Origin of the sequence: Sporosarcina siberiensis (genome assembly GCF_042681925.1) — a bacterium.
GTDB classification, from domain to species: domain Bacteria; phylum Bacillota; class Bacilli; order Bacillales_A; family Planococcaceae; genus Sporosarcina; species Sporosarcina siberiensis.
Genome location: NZ_JBHUGI010000024.1, coordinates 93,513 through 111,883, shown reverse-complemented (window position 1 = coordinate 111,883; position 18,371 = coordinate 93,513). Strand labels below are relative to the sequence as shown.

General features: G+C 35.3%; 17 protein-coding genes. 6 read left to right on the top strand and 11 right to left on the bottom strand.

The annotated features are described in order from the left end of the window. Positions 1 to 31: 31 nt before the first annotated feature. The 3 genes from ACFSFY_RS08465 to ACFSFY_RS08455 all read right to left on the bottom strand — a co-directional run bounded on the left by ACFSFY_RS08465 (position 32) and on the right by ACFSFY_RS08455 (position 2,270). Positions 32 to 1,051, bottom strand: a complete 1,020-nt coding sequence (locus tag ACFSFY_RS08465; protein WP_381537133.1) for a DUF4179 domain-containing protein — start codon at positions 1,049 to 1,051, stop codon at positions 32 to 34. After that, the gene (locus ACFSFY_RS08460; protein ID WP_381537131.1) at positions 1,048 to 1,605 is read right to left on the bottom strand and encodes a sigma-70 family RNA polymerase sigma factor; all 558 of its coding nucleotides are present in this window, start codon (positions 1,603 to 1,605) and stop codon (positions 1,048 to 1,050) included. Before ACFSFY_RS08460 ends, ACFSFY_RS08465 begins: the two co-directional genes overlap by 4 nt. 212 nt (positions 1,606 to 1,817) lie before the next feature. Beyond that, positions 1,818 to 2,270 (bottom strand): DinB family protein, encoded by a 453-nt coding sequence (locus ACFSFY_RS08455; protein ID WP_381537535.1) that lies wholly within the window; start codon positions 2,268 to 2,270, stop codon positions 1,818 to 1,820. 183 nt (positions 2,271 to 2,453) lie between these two features. Here ACFSFY_RS08455 and ACFSFY_RS08450 point away from each other — a divergent pair, with 183 nt between their 5' ends. Continuing rightward, positions 2,454 to 3,014 carry a thioredoxin family protein gene (locus ACFSFY_RS08450; protein WP_381537129.1) on the top strand — a complete coding sequence of 187 codons (561 nt, stop codon included), beginning with the start codon at positions 2,454 to 2,456 and terminating at the stop codon, positions 3,012 to 3,014. Positions 3,015 to 3,500: 486 nt separating this feature from the next. Here the strand turns inward: ACFSFY_RS08450 and ACFSFY_RS08445 are convergent, their stop codons facing one another. Further along, positions 3,501 to 4,586, bottom strand: a complete 1,086-nt coding sequence (locus ACFSFY_RS08445) for an iron-containing alcohol dehydrogenase family protein (protein WP_381537128.1) — start codon at positions 4,584 to 4,586, stop codon at positions 3,501 to 3,503. Positions 4,587 to 4,757: 171 nt separating this feature from the next. Here ACFSFY_RS08445 and ACFSFY_RS08440 point away from each other — a divergent pair, with 171 nt between their 5' ends. Continuing rightward, positions 4,758 to 5,534: an ABC transporter ATP-binding protein gene (locus tag ACFSFY_RS08440; protein WP_381537126.1), complete on the top strand. Its 777-nt coding sequence runs from the start codon at positions 4,758 to 4,760 to the stop codon at positions 5,532 to 5,534. Positions 5,535 to 5,577: 43 nt separating this feature from the next. Beyond that, entirely contained in the window at positions 5,578 to 6,741 is a 1,164-nt protein-coding gene (locus tag ACFSFY_RS08435) for a pyridoxal phosphate-dependent aminotransferase (RefSeq protein ID WP_381537124.1), read from the top strand. 80 nt (positions 6,742 to 6,821) lie between these two features. Here ACFSFY_RS08435 and ACFSFY_RS08430 read toward each other — a convergent pair whose 3' ends face one another. Further along, positions 6,822 to 7,520: a response regulator transcription factor gene (locus ACFSFY_RS08430; protein ID WP_381537122.1), complete on the bottom strand. Its 699-nt coding sequence runs from the start codon at positions 7,518 to 7,520 to the stop codon at positions 6,822 to 6,824. A 362-nt stretch (positions 7,521 to 7,882) separates the two neighbouring features. Here ACFSFY_RS08430 and ACFSFY_RS08425 point away from each other — a divergent pair, with 362 nt between their 5' ends. Continuing rightward, complete coding sequence (locus tag ACFSFY_RS08425; protein WP_381537120.1) at positions 7,883 to 9,367, top strand: catalase; 1,485 nt, start codon at positions 7,883 to 7,885, stop codon at positions 9,365 to 9,367. 181 nt (positions 9,368 to 9,548) lie between these two features. Here ACFSFY_RS08425 and ACFSFY_RS08420 read toward each other — a convergent pair whose 3' ends face one another. Beyond that, positions 9,549 to 10,205, bottom strand: coding sequence for a glyoxalase (locus ACFSFY_RS08420; protein WP_381537118.1), 657 nt, complete (start codon positions 10,203 to 10,205; stop codon positions 9,549 to 9,551). A gap of 175 nt (positions 10,206 to 10,380) precedes the next feature. On the opposite strand from ACFSFY_RS08420, the gene ACFSFY_RS08415 reads away from it, so the two are divergent. Further along, positions 10,381 to 10,578 carry a hypothetical protein gene (locus tag ACFSFY_RS08415; RefSeq protein ID WP_381537116.1) on the top strand — a complete coding sequence of 66 codons (198 nt, stop codon included), beginning with the start codon at positions 10,381 to 10,383 and terminating at the stop codon, positions 10,576 to 10,578. A gap of 60 nt (positions 10,579 to 10,638) precedes the next feature. Here ACFSFY_RS08415 and ACFSFY_RS08410 read toward each other — a convergent pair whose 3' ends face one another. Together ACFSFY_RS08410 and ACFSFY_RS08405 are read right to left on the bottom strand one after the other, a co-directional pair. Beyond that, the gene (locus ACFSFY_RS08410; protein WP_381537114.1) at positions 10,639 to 11,163 is read right to left on the bottom strand and encodes a YhcN/YlaJ family sporulation lipoprotein; all 525 of its coding nucleotides are present in this window, start codon (positions 11,161 to 11,163) and stop codon (positions 10,639 to 10,641) included. A gap of 233 nt (positions 11,164 to 11,396) precedes the next feature. Then, a complete protein-coding gene (locus ACFSFY_RS08405) occupies positions 11,397 to 12,776 on the bottom strand; it encodes a Mur ligase family protein (protein WP_381537112.1) in 1,380 nt (459 codons plus the stop codon). A 171-nt stretch (positions 12,777 to 12,947) separates the two neighbouring features. Between ACFSFY_RS08405 and ACFSFY_RS08400 the strand changes: the two genes are divergently transcribed. Further along, positions 12,948 to 14,183: an ATP-grasp domain-containing protein gene (locus ACFSFY_RS08400; RefSeq protein WP_381537109.1), complete on the top strand. Its 1,236-nt coding sequence runs from the start codon at positions 12,948 to 12,950 to the stop codon at positions 14,181 to 14,183. Positions 14,184 to 14,219: 36 nt separating this feature from the next. On the opposite strand, the gene ACFSFY_RS08395 is transcribed toward ACFSFY_RS08400, so the two are convergent. From ACFSFY_RS08395 to ACFSFY_RS08385, 3 genes are all read right to left on the bottom strand, one after another. After that, positions 14,220 to 16,391 carry a YheC/YheD family protein gene (locus ACFSFY_RS08395; protein WP_381537107.1) on the bottom strand — a complete coding sequence of 724 codons (2,172 nt, stop codon included), beginning with the start codon at positions 16,389 to 16,391 and terminating at the stop codon, positions 14,220 to 14,222. Positions 16,392 to 16,546: 155 nt separating this feature from the next. Beyond that, a complete protein-coding gene (locus tag ACFSFY_RS08390) occupies positions 16,547 to 16,957 on the bottom strand; it encodes a CotY/CotZ family spore coat protein (RefSeq protein WP_381537105.1) in 411 nt (136 codons plus the stop codon). Positions 16,958 to 17,050: 93 nt separating this feature from the next. Then, the gene (locus ACFSFY_RS08385; protein ID WP_381537103.1) at positions 17,051 to 18,262 is read right to left on the bottom strand and encodes an ATP-grasp domain-containing protein; all 1,212 of its coding nucleotides are present in this window, start codon (positions 18,260 to 18,262) and stop codon (positions 17,051 to 17,053) included. Between the last annotated feature and the right edge of the window lie 109 nt (positions 18,263 to 18,371).

Here is an 18,371-nt window from a genome sequence, read left to right as displayed (position 1 = left end):
AGAATAATCCATGCTGGGAGCTTTCTGTTGTTTAGAACGGGATTTCGATTGGTTTGATTGTAAATGTTTTCAAGTCTAAATCCGGGTCATTGAATACAGATATTTCGGGTATCAATGTGATAGACGTCACTTCTTCTGGAATGGCTGAAGTCGTGAATTTCCAATCCATGGAATATGCGCTCTCACCGTATCCGACATCATCGATTACTTTATATTCATTCCCAAAGTTATCCATAACAGTCATATTCAACAGTACATGTTCCCACTTCTCTTGTATTGATGAATCTGCTTTATGTGTATAGTAGAACACTGTTGAAATGGATGTTTGCGTCATTTTTGATACATTAAGAGTTATCCCTTTTTCTTCCGTCTTTATGTCAACCGCTTCTACTTCATTGTCAATTGCATTAAGCGTGAATTGGAATGGCCATTCTCCAGTTATAGATTGATCTGAAATTTCTTTATCAATGTGTATGGATTCTGGTTTCCAACTGACATTGATGGATTCTAGGTTATCTCCTTCCACCAAATTCCCAACAGACACACCCGCATACCGATGATCCCCGACTTTTTCAATCAACGATCTCTCAGACTGAAATCCATCGTATCCTTCTATCACGAAACTTCCAGGAAGCGTAGGAAATTCACCTAAATCAGCTTCACTTTCTATCATATACGAGATGGTGACTGCTTCTCCGTCATACACAGCGTTTGCTAGTGTTATGCTAATGCCGTTGCTTTCTTCCGTTATATCTAAACCGGATGAAAATACTTCGTAGTCTTTAAACTGTTCACTCTCATCATCAAACAACAAGAAAATATTCCCGATAAAAGGAATCTGTGAAGCGAATGCTGGATAAGCAACGCCCAAAGTAATTGATGATGCGATAAATAGTATTGCCGCCGCGGATACATTTCGAAACGCACTTCCCTTGTTCTTATGTTTCATTACAGTCTTTTTTACGCGCTCTATTTCGGACTCGCTAACTGGCATTGCTTGAATATTTTCATCCACTTTTAAATTGTTGAATTGTTTATATAACTTTTTCATACGTAATTACCCCCTAATTGAATTTTTCGTAACCTCTTTTTTCCCCTGTAAAGTCGGTTATCAACAGCAGCTTTTGTTAAGCCAAGATGGATGGCGATGTCACCATTTTTCATTTCTAAAAAATACTTCATAGTGAAAACATCACGGTCTATGTTCTCCAGCTGTCCCATCATTTTCAATAAATCACGTGATGATTCTTTTGTTAAGAATATAGCTTCTGCCGATTGCGCTGTGTCTAGCGGCATCTCCTCAAGTTCAGTAGCGATATGAGATTTGGATTGCTTCCTTTGTTTATCGATCGCTTTATATTTAGCAATCACGCAAATCCATTTCCTGAAATCTTCTTGGTTCCCATTAAATTGACTCTTATTCTCCCATGCGCCTAGGAATGTATCATTTATACACTCTTCAATAAGTTGTGGATCTTTATAGGAATTAAGTGCGTTAAAAATAACTGCTTTCACAATTCCGATAAATTCATCAATCACATATTCAAATGCATCGTTCTTTCCTTTCTTAAAACGCTTAATAAAGTTCTCGCTAGTAATTTTCATTTGTGCACTCCCTTTTGTATTGTAAAGGCCCTTACACTTAATACATCGTAAGTGAAGCATAAACATTCTCAAATATAATTGCAGAAGATTCATATATTGAAATGCAATTAAGAAGCAACTAGACCTTTTGTCTATAATCGGAAAACTAACTATATATAGTTAAGAAGTAAAAAATAAAACGGCTAACCTTTTGCAAAGGTTAGCCGTTTTCGTTAGGATACTTTACTTAATGCATCAATAACACCTGCATGAACTCCTTCATGCCATGCAATAAATTGAATAATTCCTTGTATATCGTCGATGGTCATTATATTTTCACCTATAATTAGTGGCTCAGACATCTTTAGATCTTGTTTTCCTTCTAAAAACGGAATTACCCACTCAAGCTGTTCTCTTAAATTAGTCATAAGTTCTTCATTTGAAGGAACATCCTCGCCCCACTCTTCAGGACTTGTTCCATCCACAAACAGCGGAATCCAATTAGGGTGCTTTGGTTCGTACGAATTTATACTTTGGTGAATCAGTGTTTCCATTGTCACAAAAATATGACCGGCATGCCATCGGATGTTGTTATTAAATCCACTTGGTTGAACATCCCACTTGCTATCTTCAACTCGCTTCATACGGCCAATCAAATGCATACGCGCAAGTCGTAATTGTTGTATCGTTGTAATTGAAATTCCCTCCTAGTCAATCATTCTCTTTAACTGTAAGACATATCTCATTTTATTCAAATTTAGTGCCTCACTGTCTCCTGAACATTTCTATTTTACAAATGCGGTTATGTTTACGGGGTCCCTATAATTCAGTACACTTAAAACATATCAAATGAACGGAGTGAATTGTTAATGGGCCTGAATCAGTGGTATGAAAAAGGTTTAACCGCAACTGAATATATCGAAACTTTAGATACTCTAAAAGAAGAGTTTTTTCTAGTAGCTAAGAATTTCAAACCTTCACCAGACAAAGACTTTTTTGAGCAAATAAAAGAAATGAACTTACGTGTACTCATACTTGCCGAACCATGGTGTGGACACTGCATGTTTAATATTCCTATAGTGCTAAAGCTTGCAAAGTACTCAGATATGCCGGTACGACTTCTGCCGCGTGATGAAAATCTTGAACTTATGGATCAATATTTAACCAATGGTAAATCTCGAACGATTCCTATTATCCTGTTTATAGATGAAGACGGTAACGAAGTCGCAAAATGGGGACCAATCACAAAGAAAACAAAACAATTTGTTGATCAATATAGAAAAGAGTTACCATTAAAAGAAGCTGATGATTACGAGGAAAAATTACAGGAAATGCTTACAATAACTCGTAAAGCTTTTTCCACGGATACAGATATATGGAAAGCCTCGTATAATGGTATGAAGCAGGCATTATTAGATGCAACAAATTGATTCCCAGCTAAAACTGAGTTAACAAAATCGCCAATTTGAGCTCTAATGTTGTATTTACAAATAAAGTATCCCCAAGGATGTTTAACTTTTCCATTACTGGGTAAACAATATTTACAAGGTTAAAATTTGTCGAAATGCATGTAAATCAATTTCTCACATTCGGTGACAGATTTAGGTTTGTAAGCCTTGGCGTAAAATTATCATTGATAAATCACGCTTAAACATTCCTCCTAGAAAAAAGAATTTTATAAGCGGATTAAATGAGTTGATATCAATAGTAAGACTGTAGAAGGATTTGTAACACACTTTCTTCTGTTTCTCTTTGGCTTATAGCTTTAGACGACAGTCTTTACTTTCAACCGCTAAATAATTATTTCTGCATGCACGACTACTTGTCACGGTCTAATACATATCTCATGAGCACAAACTTCGATTAATAACAAAAAAACATGTCTTTTATGGACATGTTTTTTTGTTTAATTATTTTTAGTAGTGCATGCTTTCCAGTTTAAAAATCGCAGTTGATACATCTTTTTCATGAATGCCTTCCTCTTTCAATACATGAATCGATTCATTCGGCAAAGTTGCTTTTTCTGCAATTCGGAACACTAAGTCTTCCGTGACAGTTAATAATCCTAAATCCTTTAAACTGATTGGTAACCCTAGTTCCTTATAAAAAGTAATAACAGACTTTAACTCAACTAATTTATCTTCCATTACTAATTGGACTAGAATACCATACGCGACTTTTTCTCCGTGAAGTTTATTGTGCATTTCACTTTCGACAGTCAACCCATTATGAATCGAATGCGCTCCCGCAATCCGACCGTATGAATCACCAAACCCACCTACCATACCAGCATAAACAATAATAGTTTCTACAACTTTTATAAAATCAGTATTCATCGTTCGTGTTCGTACCGCTTGTAAAGCTTTGTTACTATGTTCCAATAAAACATCTTTACATTGTAGAGCTGCGAAATAAGCAATTTCGATTGGAACTGATCGTTCTTCCAACCTACTAATTTGAACATCGGCTTCATACCATTTTGCTAATGTGTCTCCAATACCAGCTACAAATAAATCAATTGGAGCATCAAGTAAAAGATGTGGTTCTACTAAAACAAGCTCGATACCTGAAGTATAAACCTCGTAATGCGTCATAACTCCTTCCTCTGTATAAATAACACTAAGTGGCGTCCACGGTGCACAGTTTGAAGCAAGTGTTGGTATAATGACTGTTTTCGTATTGCTTTTATTACTTGCAGCTTTTACCAGATCGACTATCTTTCCTCCGCCTACACCGATAATTGCTTCTACTTTTAAATCAATCGCTAATTTGGCGATTCGGCTAATTTCTAAAATCGAACATTCACCGCGGTAACGTTCCACCGTTCCTTCTATTTCTTTGAATTCGGGTATATACCGTGAAGCAGCATTCCATGACTTCTCCCCAGTTACAAATAAAACTCGAGTTATTTTATGTAGTAAAAGCTGAGCTTCAAGATTATCCAGTATACCTTCTTTACAAATATATTTATTTGGGGCTCCTCGAACAATCAGTTCTTTCATTAACAATCACACCTTTTAAATTTATCGGCAAGCTTTTTCGCTAGATGTCTCTAGTTGAATCATTAGTATTCCATATAATACGAGCATTGTAAATTCTTTAACAATAGATGTATACTTGCTAATATATTAACTTATTATAATAAAACATAAACTTACAGATGGGGTGTTTTTTTGAAGTCCGTTATCTCTTTCACAGATGTATCCTTACGTAGAAATGGACAAGCAATACTCAAAGGTATTAACTGGGATATCAATTCTAATGAGCATTGGGCTATTTTAGGTCTAAATGGATCTGGAAAAACGTCTCTTCTGAATATCGTATCGGGTTACCACTTCCCTACTACCGGAGATGTATCTGTTCTTGGAAATAAATTCGGAAAGACCAGTTTACCTGAATTACGCAAAAAGATTGGTTTTGTAAGTAGTTCATTAGATCGTTTTTCACAACTTGTTAATAATGAAACGATTGAAGAAGTAGTTGTTAGTGGGAAATTTGCATCTTTCGGATTATATGAACATGTTTCAGAAGAGGATTATAAAAAAGCATCTTCTTTAATTGAACTGATGCGTTTAAGCTATTTAAAAGGGAAATCGTTTCAATTTCTATCCCAAGGTGAAAAGAGAAGAGTGCTTATCGCAAGGGCTTTGATGAGTAATCCAGAGATTTTAATTTTGGATGAACCTTGTTCAGGACTAGATATATTATCACGGGAACAATTACTTGCTATAATGAAGGATGTAAAACAAAATAACTGTCATATTATATATGTTACTCATCATATTGAAGAATTAGTAAAAGAGCTGACACACGTTCTTCTCCTTCATAATGGTGAAATCGTTGCAGCCGGACCGAAAAAGGAAGTATTGATAGACACTAAGTTATCAAAAACATTTGAAGTTCCCGTTAAAATTAATTGGAAAAACGATCGACCTTGGCTAACTTTATAGTAATGTGATCTATCCTATAATTATGAAAAGAGGTTTGTTAACTATGGTAATTTCGGAAAGATTAAAAAACATGCCCCCTCACTTTTTCTCTAAACTGGTAAAAAACGTTGAAGCTGCAATGGCTGAGGGACGAGACATCATCAATTTGGGCCGTGGAAATCCCGACCAACCTACTCCAAAACATATTATTAAAGCACTTCAGGAAGCAGTAGAAGATCCACTCACACATGGATATGCAGCTTTTAGAGGTACAACGGAGCTAAAAGAAGCCGTTGGTGTATTTTATAAACGAGAATATAATGTAGATATTAATCCAGAAACAGAAGTAGCAATATTGTTTGGAACAAAAACAGGATTGGTTGAATTGCCACTTGCCCTTATGAATGCAGGTGAATTATTATTACTACCCGACCCAGGTTATCCTGACTATTTATCGGGTGTTAGTTTAGCCGATATTAAATACGATTTAATGCCTTTACTTGCTGAAAATAATTTTCTACCAGATTATACCGCTCTTTCCAGTGAACAAAAAGAACAGGCTAAACTTATGTATTTAAATTACCCAAGCAATCCAACAAGTGCAACTGCAAGTATCCCATTTTTTGAAGAAACAGTAGAATTCGCAAAAGCTTCGAATATCTCAGTTATGCATGACTTTGCATATGGTGCAATTGGATTTGAGGGAAAAAAACCGGTCAGTTTTTTACAAGCTGAAGGTGCAAAAGATGTTGGCATTGAAATGTACACTTTTTCGAAAACATATAATATGGCTGGATGGCGGATTGGATTCGCTGTTGGTAACCACGAGATCATAGAAGCCATCAATACATTACAAGACCATTTGTTTATAAATCCATTTCCTGCAGTTCAGCGTGCTGCTGCGGTTGCGTTGACGAGCAGTCAGGACTCTGTAGAGAACCTTGTTTCACTTTATGAAAACCGAAGAAACGTTTTAATATCTGAATGTAAACGAATAGGTTGGGATGTTGAAGCACCAGAAGCCTCTTTCTTCGCATGGCTACCAGTACCTAAAGAATATTCAAGTGAATCCTTTGCAGAACTCTTACTTTCAAAAGCGAATGTGGCAGTTGCACCTGGAAATGGATTCGGTTCTTACGGAGAAGGTTATATTCGTGTCGGCCTTTTGGAAGACGAAGATCGTTTAAAAGAAGCGGTAGCCCGCATTGAAAAACTTAATCTCTTTTAATATAAAAAAAGGTAAGACCTCAGAAATTACTGAAGTCTTACCTTTTTTATGCATTCATGTATTTCCTATGAAAAACCAATTTAATTTGTCTCAGGAAAACGATATCCAAAACCCCTAACGGTTTGGATATACTCAGTATCTTTTGAGTGTTTATACAGTTTTCCTCGTAAATTACTTATATGAACTTTCACAGTCTGCGGTGTACCATCAGAATTATATCCCCAAATATGATCATACAGTTGTTCTGCTGTCCACACACGGTTCGGATGCTTCACAAGTACTAATAAAAGTTGGTATTCTTTGTGGAGAAGGTGAACTTTATTATCGTTAATAAACACTTCACATCGATCCGTATAAATTGTCATAGTTTTTTTGGTTATTTTTTCGGTATCCTCTTCACTATTACTTATCCAATCATTACGACGTAAGAGCGCCTGAATGCGGGCATCCAGCTCATGAAAATCAAATGGTTTTGTAATGTAATCATCGCCCCCAACTTGGAAACCGGTCATTTTATCCATCGATTCCTTTCGACAACTAATAAATAGTATAGGTACTTTGGATTGCTCTCTAATCTTTTTACAGACTTCAAACCCGTCCATCTCTGGCATTTCTATATCCAATAAAATAACTTCAGGCTTTTGTTCTTTTAACATCGCCAAAGCTATTAAACCATTCTTAGCTTCATGTACCTCATAGCCCTTATTTCTCAGAAAAAGTTGCAGCAGACTGCGAATTCCATCCTCATCTTCAACGATTAAAACGGATTCATTAGCCATGTAACTCCCCCCTTTTCATGCTTAAACTAAATGAACAACAAAACTCAATTAATAAGGTCTAGTACTATACAATTGTATGATATGCAACTACCTGTATTCTTGAAGAAAGAAGAAAAATAAGACACCTCTATATTAACACACTATTAGTAATAGAGCATGAATTAAATTAACACACTATTAAAGTTGAACAAAAGTAAAAACTTTAATAGTATGATAGATACTAAGCACAGATTTCAAGTGAAGGTAAGTTATCTCCCCCCTTAATAATCATTACTTGATTGTAATGATTATTATTAGTAATTTTTAAAAAGTTTTGCTATAGTAGTAGATGTACATACAGAACATAAGGAGGAGTTATGCTAATGAGTAAAAGAGATAACGAGAATGAGAATCATAAAAAACTAACAACTGCTGCAGGTGCTCCAGTTGTTGACAATCAAAACTCAATGACAGCCGGACCTAGAGGGCCAGTACTTTTACAAGATGTTTGGTTACTGGAAAAACTAGCCCATTTTAACAGAGAGGTTATTCCTGAACGTCGTATGCACGCAAAAGGTTCTGGTGCATATGGTACGTTTACTGTAACAAATGACATTACTAAATATACAAAAGCAAAAATTTTCTCAGAAGTTGGGAAACAAACAGAAATGTTCGCACGTTTCTCTACAGTTGCCGGAGAACGTGGTGCGGCTGATGCAGAGCGTGACATTCGTGGATTCTCAATGAAGTTTTATACTGAAGAAGGAAACTGGGATCTCGTTGGGAACAATACACCTGTATTCTTTTTCAGGGATCCAATGCAATTCCCAGACTTGAACCATGCTGTAAAACGTGATCCGCATACGAATATGCGCAGTCCGAAAAACAACTGGGATTTCTGGACATCACTTCCTGAATCACTTCATCAAGTAACAATCACTATGAGTGAGCGTGGAATTCCAAAGTCGCTTAGACATATGCACGGATTCGGTAGCCATACATTCAGTATGATCAACGAACAAAATGAACGTCACTGGGTTAAATTCCATTTTGTAACACAACAAGGTATTGAGTATTTAACAGATGCAGAAGCGGAAGCAGTTGTCGGTAAAGACCGTGAAAGCAATCAAAGAGATTTAATGAACAGTATCGATAATGGTGATTTCCCGAAATGGAAAATGTACATCCAAGTAATGACAGAAGAAGAAGCATTTAACATGCCATATAACCCATTCGACCTGACAAAAGTTTGGTATAAAGGCGACTTCCCTCTTATTGAAGTAGGAGAGTTTGAATTAAACAGAAACCCTGAAAACTATTATGCTGAAGTAGAGCAATCTGCATTCTCACCTGCTGCAGTTGTGCCGGGAATCGGATTCTCTCCTGACAAAATGCTACAAGCAAGATTATTCTCATACGGTGATGCACAGCGCTACCGTCTAGGGGTCAACCACCACCAGATTCCGGTAAACGCACCGAAATGTCCATTCAACAGCTTCCACCGCGATGGTGCAATGAGAACTGATGGCAATATGGGAAGCACGCTTCACTATGAGCCAAACAGCTACGGCGAATGGAAAGAGCAACTTGAATACAAAGAGCCACCACTTAAATTAAACGGTGATGCAGATATTTGGGATTTCCGTGAGGATGACAGTGATTACTTCACACAGCCTGGAAAATTGTTCAATCTTATGAATGATGAACAAAAAGAGCGTCTCTTTGGGAATACAGCTCGAAACATCGATGGAGCTCCAAGAGAAGTCATTATTAAACATATTAAACATTGTTATTTAGCCGATCCAGCATATGGAAAAGGCGTTGCAATGGCTTGTGGAATTTCGATGGACGAAGTCGATTTAGTCTGATTCAAATATTTTGAAAACGAATTTCACTTTATTAATCAGTTCTCTAAATTACACTTTTAAATGAAGAAGAAAGCATCGGTTAATGCCGATGCTTTCTTTTTTGATTATTTCTGATTTAGGTCTGGAATATTTTAAATACACTGCCCTAGACACTTTTACTTCTCTTACAGAAATTTTTATATTAAGGTATTAAAGTAATACTGCCCTCTTCATCGATGATAATTTGACGATGATCATTTAATTCAATTTTTAATGGGTAAATTTCGGACATTCTCTCTGAAAAATACCATTTTCTATTAGGTGGAACTAGTACGATAAATGCATCGCCTTTTCCTAAAAAATTCAATGTCATCGGATTTACATCTGTTCCACCTCGCAATGGAATCCCGAAGTCTTGCAGTTGATCCCCTACACTTGCAACAAAAGGTGTTACTATACCAACTTCACTTATATTTAGAAAAGATGCTTTTGACACCTCCCCAAATAAATCCTGTTTTCTACGCCCAATTAATTCAACTATATTCCCTGCTGGATCTTCAAAATACATTGAATCCGCGTCAAAACTTGAAAAGTAAATTTCATCTAATGATTCCCCACGGTTTAACGTCACTCGATCTTGCATCCAAAATTTCAACATAGAAAACTGATTTCCTGGTATATTAATTGCAAAATGATAAAAAGCTGGTTGATCTGTATGTATGAACGTAATTGCAGATTGTCCTATTTCAACAACAAACTGTTCATTTGTTGATTCTACAATACTAAATTCCATTACATCACCGTAGAAACGTTTTAGTGCTTTTAATTTGTTTGTATAAAACGTAACAGACTTAAACATGATTTCCCCCCACTTAGATTAAATTTATATGTAGTCTACTTCTTTCTTTAAGTTCTCTTTCTAGTATATCACTAAGAGAAGCTATGATGAATTTTACACAATCGATGTAATGTATTTATTAAATTGTTTGTTTAAGCTGTGTTTGGTACAATCATCGATGAGGAGCAGTAGGCTCTTGTTTCTAATAACAAATGCGGGGGGTTTGAAAATCATACAATGGATTCTATTAATTTTATTTGCAATTATTATTGAGATTGTAACACGTTATTTCACACGGGGTATGGAGGATAAAAGAAAAAGAGAACTCTACTTATCCTTAATATGGGTGACGTTCGGAATTGTATTTATTGTTTTTTGGGTACTCACAAAATAATAAAACAAGTAATAATCAGCTATTTGAAAATAGCTGATTATTACTTGTTTTTATCTAACATTAATGAGCATCAGGAAATACCCTTTTCATCGCTTCTGAAAATTCTTCGAAAAATCCTTCTACTGGCTTCCCTTCATTAATTTTATCACCATAGTCATTCATTTGCTTAACAAAATCCGGATTTAATGACACATAGACATTCTCAATAGTACTATTTGCAGATCGTACTTTATCCGCTATTTTATCTTCTACATTCGGTGATAGTTCTTCGCTAGCTTGATCATGTAAAACAATAGCGGCATATGCATTGTTATTCGTTACAATAACTGTAGCGCTTTGGACTTCATCTAATTCTGTAATAAGGTTCGCTGCATCCTTAGCAACTTCCAGCTTGGATTCATTGTCACCTACTTCATCTGTAACTTTGTCTTCAACCTCTGAAGGCGTTGAGTTTTCTGCCGGCACTGTGTCTGTCGTTGTATCTGTTGATGTTTTATCTGTCTCCGTTTTATTCTTGTTCATTCCGCATCCTAAAAGTAAAACAGAAATGATTAACGCCATTGTAATTAACCCAAATCGTTTCAATATATTTTCCTCCTTTTTGGTTACTAACTTAGAGTATCCATAAAAGGAGGTTTTATGTTATTTATTAAAAAACTTATTCCTTTCAATAATATTTTTGCATCAGATTAAATATGAATGCTATCGTTATTTTAGTAAATCGCCTCTGAAACATGCTAATTTCCCATAAGTAATTTCCAAAAATAACTTACTAATAAAGGTCTCAATAATATTCCTTCTCTTTTGTTGAAGAAGAACTATTTCTCTCTTCGTAAACTATAGGCTAAATCAACAATTGCCTGACTGTACATGTCACCTTTGATTAGAATAATTGTGTTCTCATCAACAATATTTTTTAACAGTTTATTTGCAAGTATACTGTTATTAAACGAATAAACTGAAGATGTCATTCCACATGCCAGTGCTTGTTCGGCCATTATCCGTGCATGCTCTCCAATTGTTATTAAAACGTCTACACCAATTTCATAAATCAGCGTCCCTGCTTGTTTATGAACAATATTACCCCAGGATCCTAAATCTGTTATCGTTCCCACAATCGCTATCGTTTTTTTTCCTTTTCCAAGATCCTTTAAAACTTTTAAAGCCGCCTCCAAAGAAGTCGTTGTTATACTCCATGTATCATCCAGAATAATGCTGTTATTAATCCCCGGAAATACTTGAAGTTGTTTATTAAAGGTTTGAAATGTTTTCAATTGTTTTCTAGCTTTTTTCAAGCTAATCCCGACTTCATGGGCTGCAGCAATTGCTGCTAATGCGTTAAATACTTGGTGTCTTCCTAGACCCGGCACAAACGTCTTATATCTTTTTCTTTTATGTCTAAGAACGAATTGCATTCCGTTATTAATGTATTTAATATCTTTTGCATAATAATCACAATATGAATCCATACCCACACGGATCACACGACCATTATACTTTTCTAATTCTACTTTCTTGCTGTTTTCATCATTTGAATTAATTATTAGCACACCCTCATTATTCAGCGCTTGCAACATTTCTCCCTTCGCACTAATATATGCCTCGATTGTCTTACAATAATTCAAATGATGTGCACCAATATTTGTAATAATACCTATTGTTGGCTTAAATATTTTCCCTGCAATTAATACGTCTCCTGGAGCACCTACAGCCGTTTCGAAAACAGCAGCTTCCGTAGTATCATCAATGCTTAAAAGATAGTGTAAATGAGCCGTACGAGAGTTATTTGTACTGTCCGTTGAAACAGTACTTTTACTTTTCGAAAGAATATGCTTAATCATTTCTTTTGTAGTTGTTTTTCCAGAAGTTCCGGTTACTGCAATTACAGGAATTTCAAACAAATCTCGGTAGTAATTAATAAATTTCCAATACGCTACGTCAACATCCTGAACTGTAATAACTGATAATTGATCAATTTGATCGCGTTCGGTTAATTCTTGATTCGTAACAAGGACTAATGGGAAAAATTCTTTTAAATCATTCCAGTTTAAAATCTTTATTTTCGAAAAGAGAACCGTATTCTTTTTTTTCACTTGTTTAATTCGATAGGCACCTTGTTCAATAATCATGTCATCATGCCCTTGCGTCAATTCACCAGCAATCACAGCTTTCAGCTCTTTTACTGAGAGTGGCTTCATTGTGAACTGTTCACTCCCTTCATATTCCCTATCATATGCGTATTTCGATACTTCGCTTGTACAATCAACTATTACCGCAAGTTTTTTTCTATCGTGATACGGAACCAAGCTGGGAATGAATTAATTCATACATATATATAGAGAGTTGTCTTACTCGAAACTATTTTGGGAGTGGGTTATTTGAAAACAATTATCTTTATAAACACCAATAAATCTGGGTCCAGTAGAGATGCAATTCACTCCGCTGAACAACTTGGATACTTTACAGTTGTTTTTACTAATAATGAGAAACAATTACGGCAAAGAGAGGAATACACAAATGTACATGAAATGATTTCCGTTGATACAACTAGTATTACTGACATGAGGAATGTGATAGACGCACTAAAATCCAGAGGAATGGATATCAAAATTATTATTAGCTTCATTGATTCCAATGTCCATATAGCTTCAATTCTATGTGATGAATTTTGCCGAAATATCGCATCGTCCAAAGCTATAGAAATAATGGAAAACAAAGAGAAAACAAGAACCTTTTTTCAAAACCAACAATATACACCGAAATTTCATATCATTCAAGCGGGCCAAAAGCCTTCCTTTAAAAAAATCCGTTCTGAACTTGTATTTCCTGTTATTGCTAAATCACCAAAGTCTACCGGTTCCAAAGATGTATTATTTGCAACTGGAAAAAAACAATTAAAAAAACAAATTGCCAAATTAAGAAAAAGAGATCCAAATGAAACGATTATTATTGAAGAATATATAGTCGGTGATCAATATTTAGTCGAAGCTATTGTTTCCGACAGTGCGGTCCAAATAGCAGCAATCATTAAACAAGAAATCACACATGACAAGCGGTTCATCATTACTGGTTATGGTGTACTCTTGGAAATACCAACTGAACTTAAGGTAGGACTTGAAGAAGTGCTCCATTCTGTCACATCACAGTTAGGAATTCAGTATGGTTCCCTTCACCTCGAATTACGATTATCTACGAAGGGTTGGAAACTCATCGAAGTAAATCCAAGAATATCTGGAGGCGCAATGAATAAAATGATCCAAGCAGCATTTGGTTATAATTTGGTAGAAGAAACGTTAAAACTTTATCTTGGAGATACCCCTTCAATTCAAAACAAATATGAAAAGGATGTATTTACGCAATATATTGTTGTATCCAAAAAAGGGGTTTTAGAAAAAGTGACTGGTAAAGGAAGGGCTCTAAAATCACCTGGTGTTTTAGAAGTATTTGTAAAAACGAAGAAAGGCACAAACCTAACTCCTCCACTTTCAATGGGTCATAGGTATGCTTATGTAATCGCAACCGGTGACAGTATGGAAGAGGCTCAATTGAATGCTAAAAATGGTGCAAATGAAATCATCTTCCATATAAAGGATGAAGAAGAATAATAAAAGGACATCTGCGATGAGCAGGTGTCCTTTCTATTATTCATTAGAAAAATGCGTGTCAATGAATTTTACGGTATCGAACATATTTGTTTTACTAGCACCTTTAACTAATACTGTGTCGTTCTCTTGAAGTAATTTTTTTAACAACTCATGTAATTTTTCACGGTTTGTAAAATGATATATGTTGTTTTCTGGGAATCCATTCCGTATTGCCTGCTGTCCAATTTCTTCTGTTCGGAAACCATAGGTGATGAGTACATCTACGTCTGACTCAGAAAGATAATTCCCCAACAATTCATATGATTTTTCTCGTAACTCTCCCAGTTCTCGCATTTGGCCTATTATTGCCAGTTTACGGTATTTCCCAATGTTTGTTAAGACATCTATAGCCGCTTTTACCCCTTCAGGATGTGAGTGTACGGTATCATCGATTACAGTAATACTTTTACTACAATTATATATCGTCATTCTTCTAGGCGGTTTCCGAAAAAGTAAACCTAACTTAATATCCATAGGACTAAATCCCAATTGATCAGCTACAGCAATAGCGTTCAACGCATTATATACGTGATGCTCACCTAAAATCGGTATAAATAATGTCATTTCTTGATTTTGTAAATTCATTTTAAAACTCATTCCACCATCTACATAAGTAATATCATATGCCATATAATCTGCTTCCGATTTGATGCCAATTGTAATAATAGTTCCTTTGAAATTCTTCGTTTCCAAATACTTTGAATTCGAATCATCATTGTTAAGGAACAACAGGCCTTTTTGATCCATACCGTGTATAAGTTCGGATTTTGCTGCTGCAATTTTTTTAACATCTCCACCGAAATTGCCGACATGCGCCATTCCAATATTCGTAACGATACTAATAGTAGGCTTTATGATGCCGCAATGATGTGTAATCACACCAGGATAAGCCATACCGTACTCCAAAACGACCGCTTCATGATCTGGCTTAATTTCTGTAACGTGTTTTTTTGTATGGTCAGTTGTATTCCAATAATCCTTAGATTCAAATACTTTCCACTTTTTTGCTAAGATAGAGGCGAGAAATGCTTTGGAAGTCGTCTTACCTGCACTACCTGTGATTGCAATAATTGGCGTATTCATTTTATTTCCAATGCTTTTTTGTTTCAACTCCATTATTTCTCTTTTTATCTTTTCTTGATTTTCCGCTAAATAGATAGCATATTTAATCCCGTTTTTAACGACATCCAATTCCAAATAAAATGCAGGAGGGCAACCGGGTCGCCAATTTACTTCGTAAATCCACAGTTTCTGATTCTCATCAAGACCGATATCAATTCCTATTTCGTCAATGACCTCACCATATTGAATCATTTGAAGTTCATCCAAATGACTTGCTAAAGATAAGGAGAAGTACTCCAATGTTCTTTTAATATTGAACGCATCCTTTTTGAATTCTTGATTTAAGAATGGTTCTAAGTAATTTGTAAAACCGCCACTATTGATATTAGGGATGATTGATCCAAGTGGCGCAACTCGTGGATAAATGGTCGTAATCACCCACTTGCCCTCACCGTTTTTTTGAACATGTAGTCTAAAGTCAAATACTTGGCCAGAGTTTGTTCTAGATTGAATGTATGGCTGACCTATATATTTTCCGGTTTTAAGTTTCTCTGTTATTAATTCAGCTAGCTGTTGTTTTGTAAAGATTGTCGTTACAGCATTACTTCCGACAGTAAAACTTGAACCTTTTCTTGAAATAAACAATATTCCTATTCCTTTTCTACCGTCAATTGGCTTTAATACAATTCTTTCAAAAGCACTACTAAATTTAAAAAACTGACTTGTGCTTCTAATAATTTCAGTCGGAATTAAATATGTCGAGAATTTTCCCGCTTCATTCAGCCGTTCAGTAATATTCCACTTATTTCCTATCGAATACGTCGTAAAAGGGATTTCCCTTTTCAATCTTTTAATTATTTCTTTCGATTTCGCTAATTTTTCAGGACTTCCAGCATTGTAAATTACATCAGGAAAGGCCATTTTTTTCACTATCCATTTCCCATCCTCATAAACTTGTCCGCTAATTGTGCGGTTTGTAAAATTCACCTCTCCAGGTGTAAAATAAAAAAAAGTAGCTCCTTCTACTTTGGCAACTGCTGCGTACGCGTAAGACTTTAGAACTGTCGTGGGGTCTTTTCTATGATGTAACATTCCTATCAATATCATTTAATAATCTCCTTTTCATCTCTGTTTCTTCTCTATTACATTCAATGAACAGTGCTTTTGATAAGGACAAACGTTCAGGTTGTGCGAATTTATTTTAATTGTAAAAAACCGCAACTGCATATGCTGCGGTGTAATGTATAAAAGATACTATTTTATCATTTTGGAAAAACAATGGGTTGGGGTCGGTTAACTAATTCTGGAGGAAGTGGATTGATTGCACAAAAACAATTTAAATTGATAATTACACATGTTTTTGTTTTTCGTAGTGCATAAAACTCATCACTCGAATTTATAAAGTTTCCTTCAATATCTACTGGTACAAGCAATGATAATGTTGCACAACTTGTTTCTGCATCTATTTTTTCCAATCTAAAATGAGATGTAGTAATACATTTATAGTGAACTGAAAATGGCTCCTTATATTCTGAAGAAATCATCATAAACGGAATGGTATCATACTTTTTTAAATTGCATATAAATTGAAATTCAATATCCTTCATTGCAATAATGTCTTGTTCTTCTAAAAGTCTTTTCATTGCTTTACAAATAGTGTTTTCTTGATGCATCCCGACTTGTCCCCTCCCTCCAAAAACATCTACTCCTTTTCTAGTATATGTTTGGACTTTTTACAGGAATGGGTTTTTAAAAAAGTTCCAAGCCTAATCCAGTGGTTCTATATAAAACTTAATTTTACTCGCAGCTTGCATCGCATTCCTCTTTGCCTCACTTACAGTATCCCCAGTTGCAATTACATATCCATATCGATGTCCCATCGAAATTGGAGGAATGATTATTGATCCTACTATCGGTTTCACAAATACTTCCCGGACCCCTTCAGATTTCTTTGCACTATCAATACCAGTAATCTTTAGTAAATAACCATATGAATGAATTGTTATATAATGAACATAAATGTTTTTTTCATGTGTATTAATTAAATCGGGCTCCAACCCAAGATATATCTTAATCGTTTGTTCCACCAAACTAATTCCAAAAGATTCTTCAATCATTCGGTTCATCGCTCCGCCAGATATCCTCGGATTCAGTTCAACAAGTTTCACACATCCATTTATGATTCTTATTTCTATATGAAATGCAGCATTGGAAATCTTTAATGTTTCCTGAATGGATGTAACGGCATCATAAATTTTTGCATACATCGATTCCTCTACATTTAATAAAACCATATATCCCGTAACAATAAACTTAACCTCTTTTTCAATTTCCTGCTTGATAATTGCGACAATGTTTACTTTCCCATTATAAATAACAACCTCTACTAAATACTGGGGTCCATTCAGATACTCCTCTAGAATTATTTCTTGATTTGGATAAAGTCTTACTAATTTATTTACAACATTTTCTGCTTCAAAATTATTTTCAACCAAGTAGACATCCCTTGATGCTTTTGAAACGGCTGCTTTAATAACAAATGGATAGCAATTTCTCATTTTAGCAACCCCTATTTTCGCATCATATATTTCATAACGAGCATTCATCCTATCTTTTTCAAGAAATTCTCTTGTAATCGCTTTGTTCTCCATAATTCTTAGTGCACCTGCTGAGATATTCGAACCACAAAACGCATTTGATAAATTAGTTGCCAGTGAAACATAAGGATCGACAAAGCTAATAATCGCGGCTATCTCACAACCTTCTTTTTGAAGAATTTCAATTTCTATACCAATCAATTCTTCTACAATTTCAGATACAAATATTATCCGAGAAACTTCAGGAAACTCTTCTTGGTTTTCAAAAAGGCCCCTTCGATCCGTAACTAAGATAGGTGCATAGCCCAATCGAAATACCGTTTTTATCCCTTCATGACCAGAGCCTGTTTTAGTCGTTTCAATAAATACAATTGATTTCATTTATCCTCACTCTTTCGTGAAAATAGAATTGTCACTACTATCATTTGTATGCATCGTCTGTATTTTCGTGTATAAAAAAATCACCCATAAAAATCATGGATGATCAGCA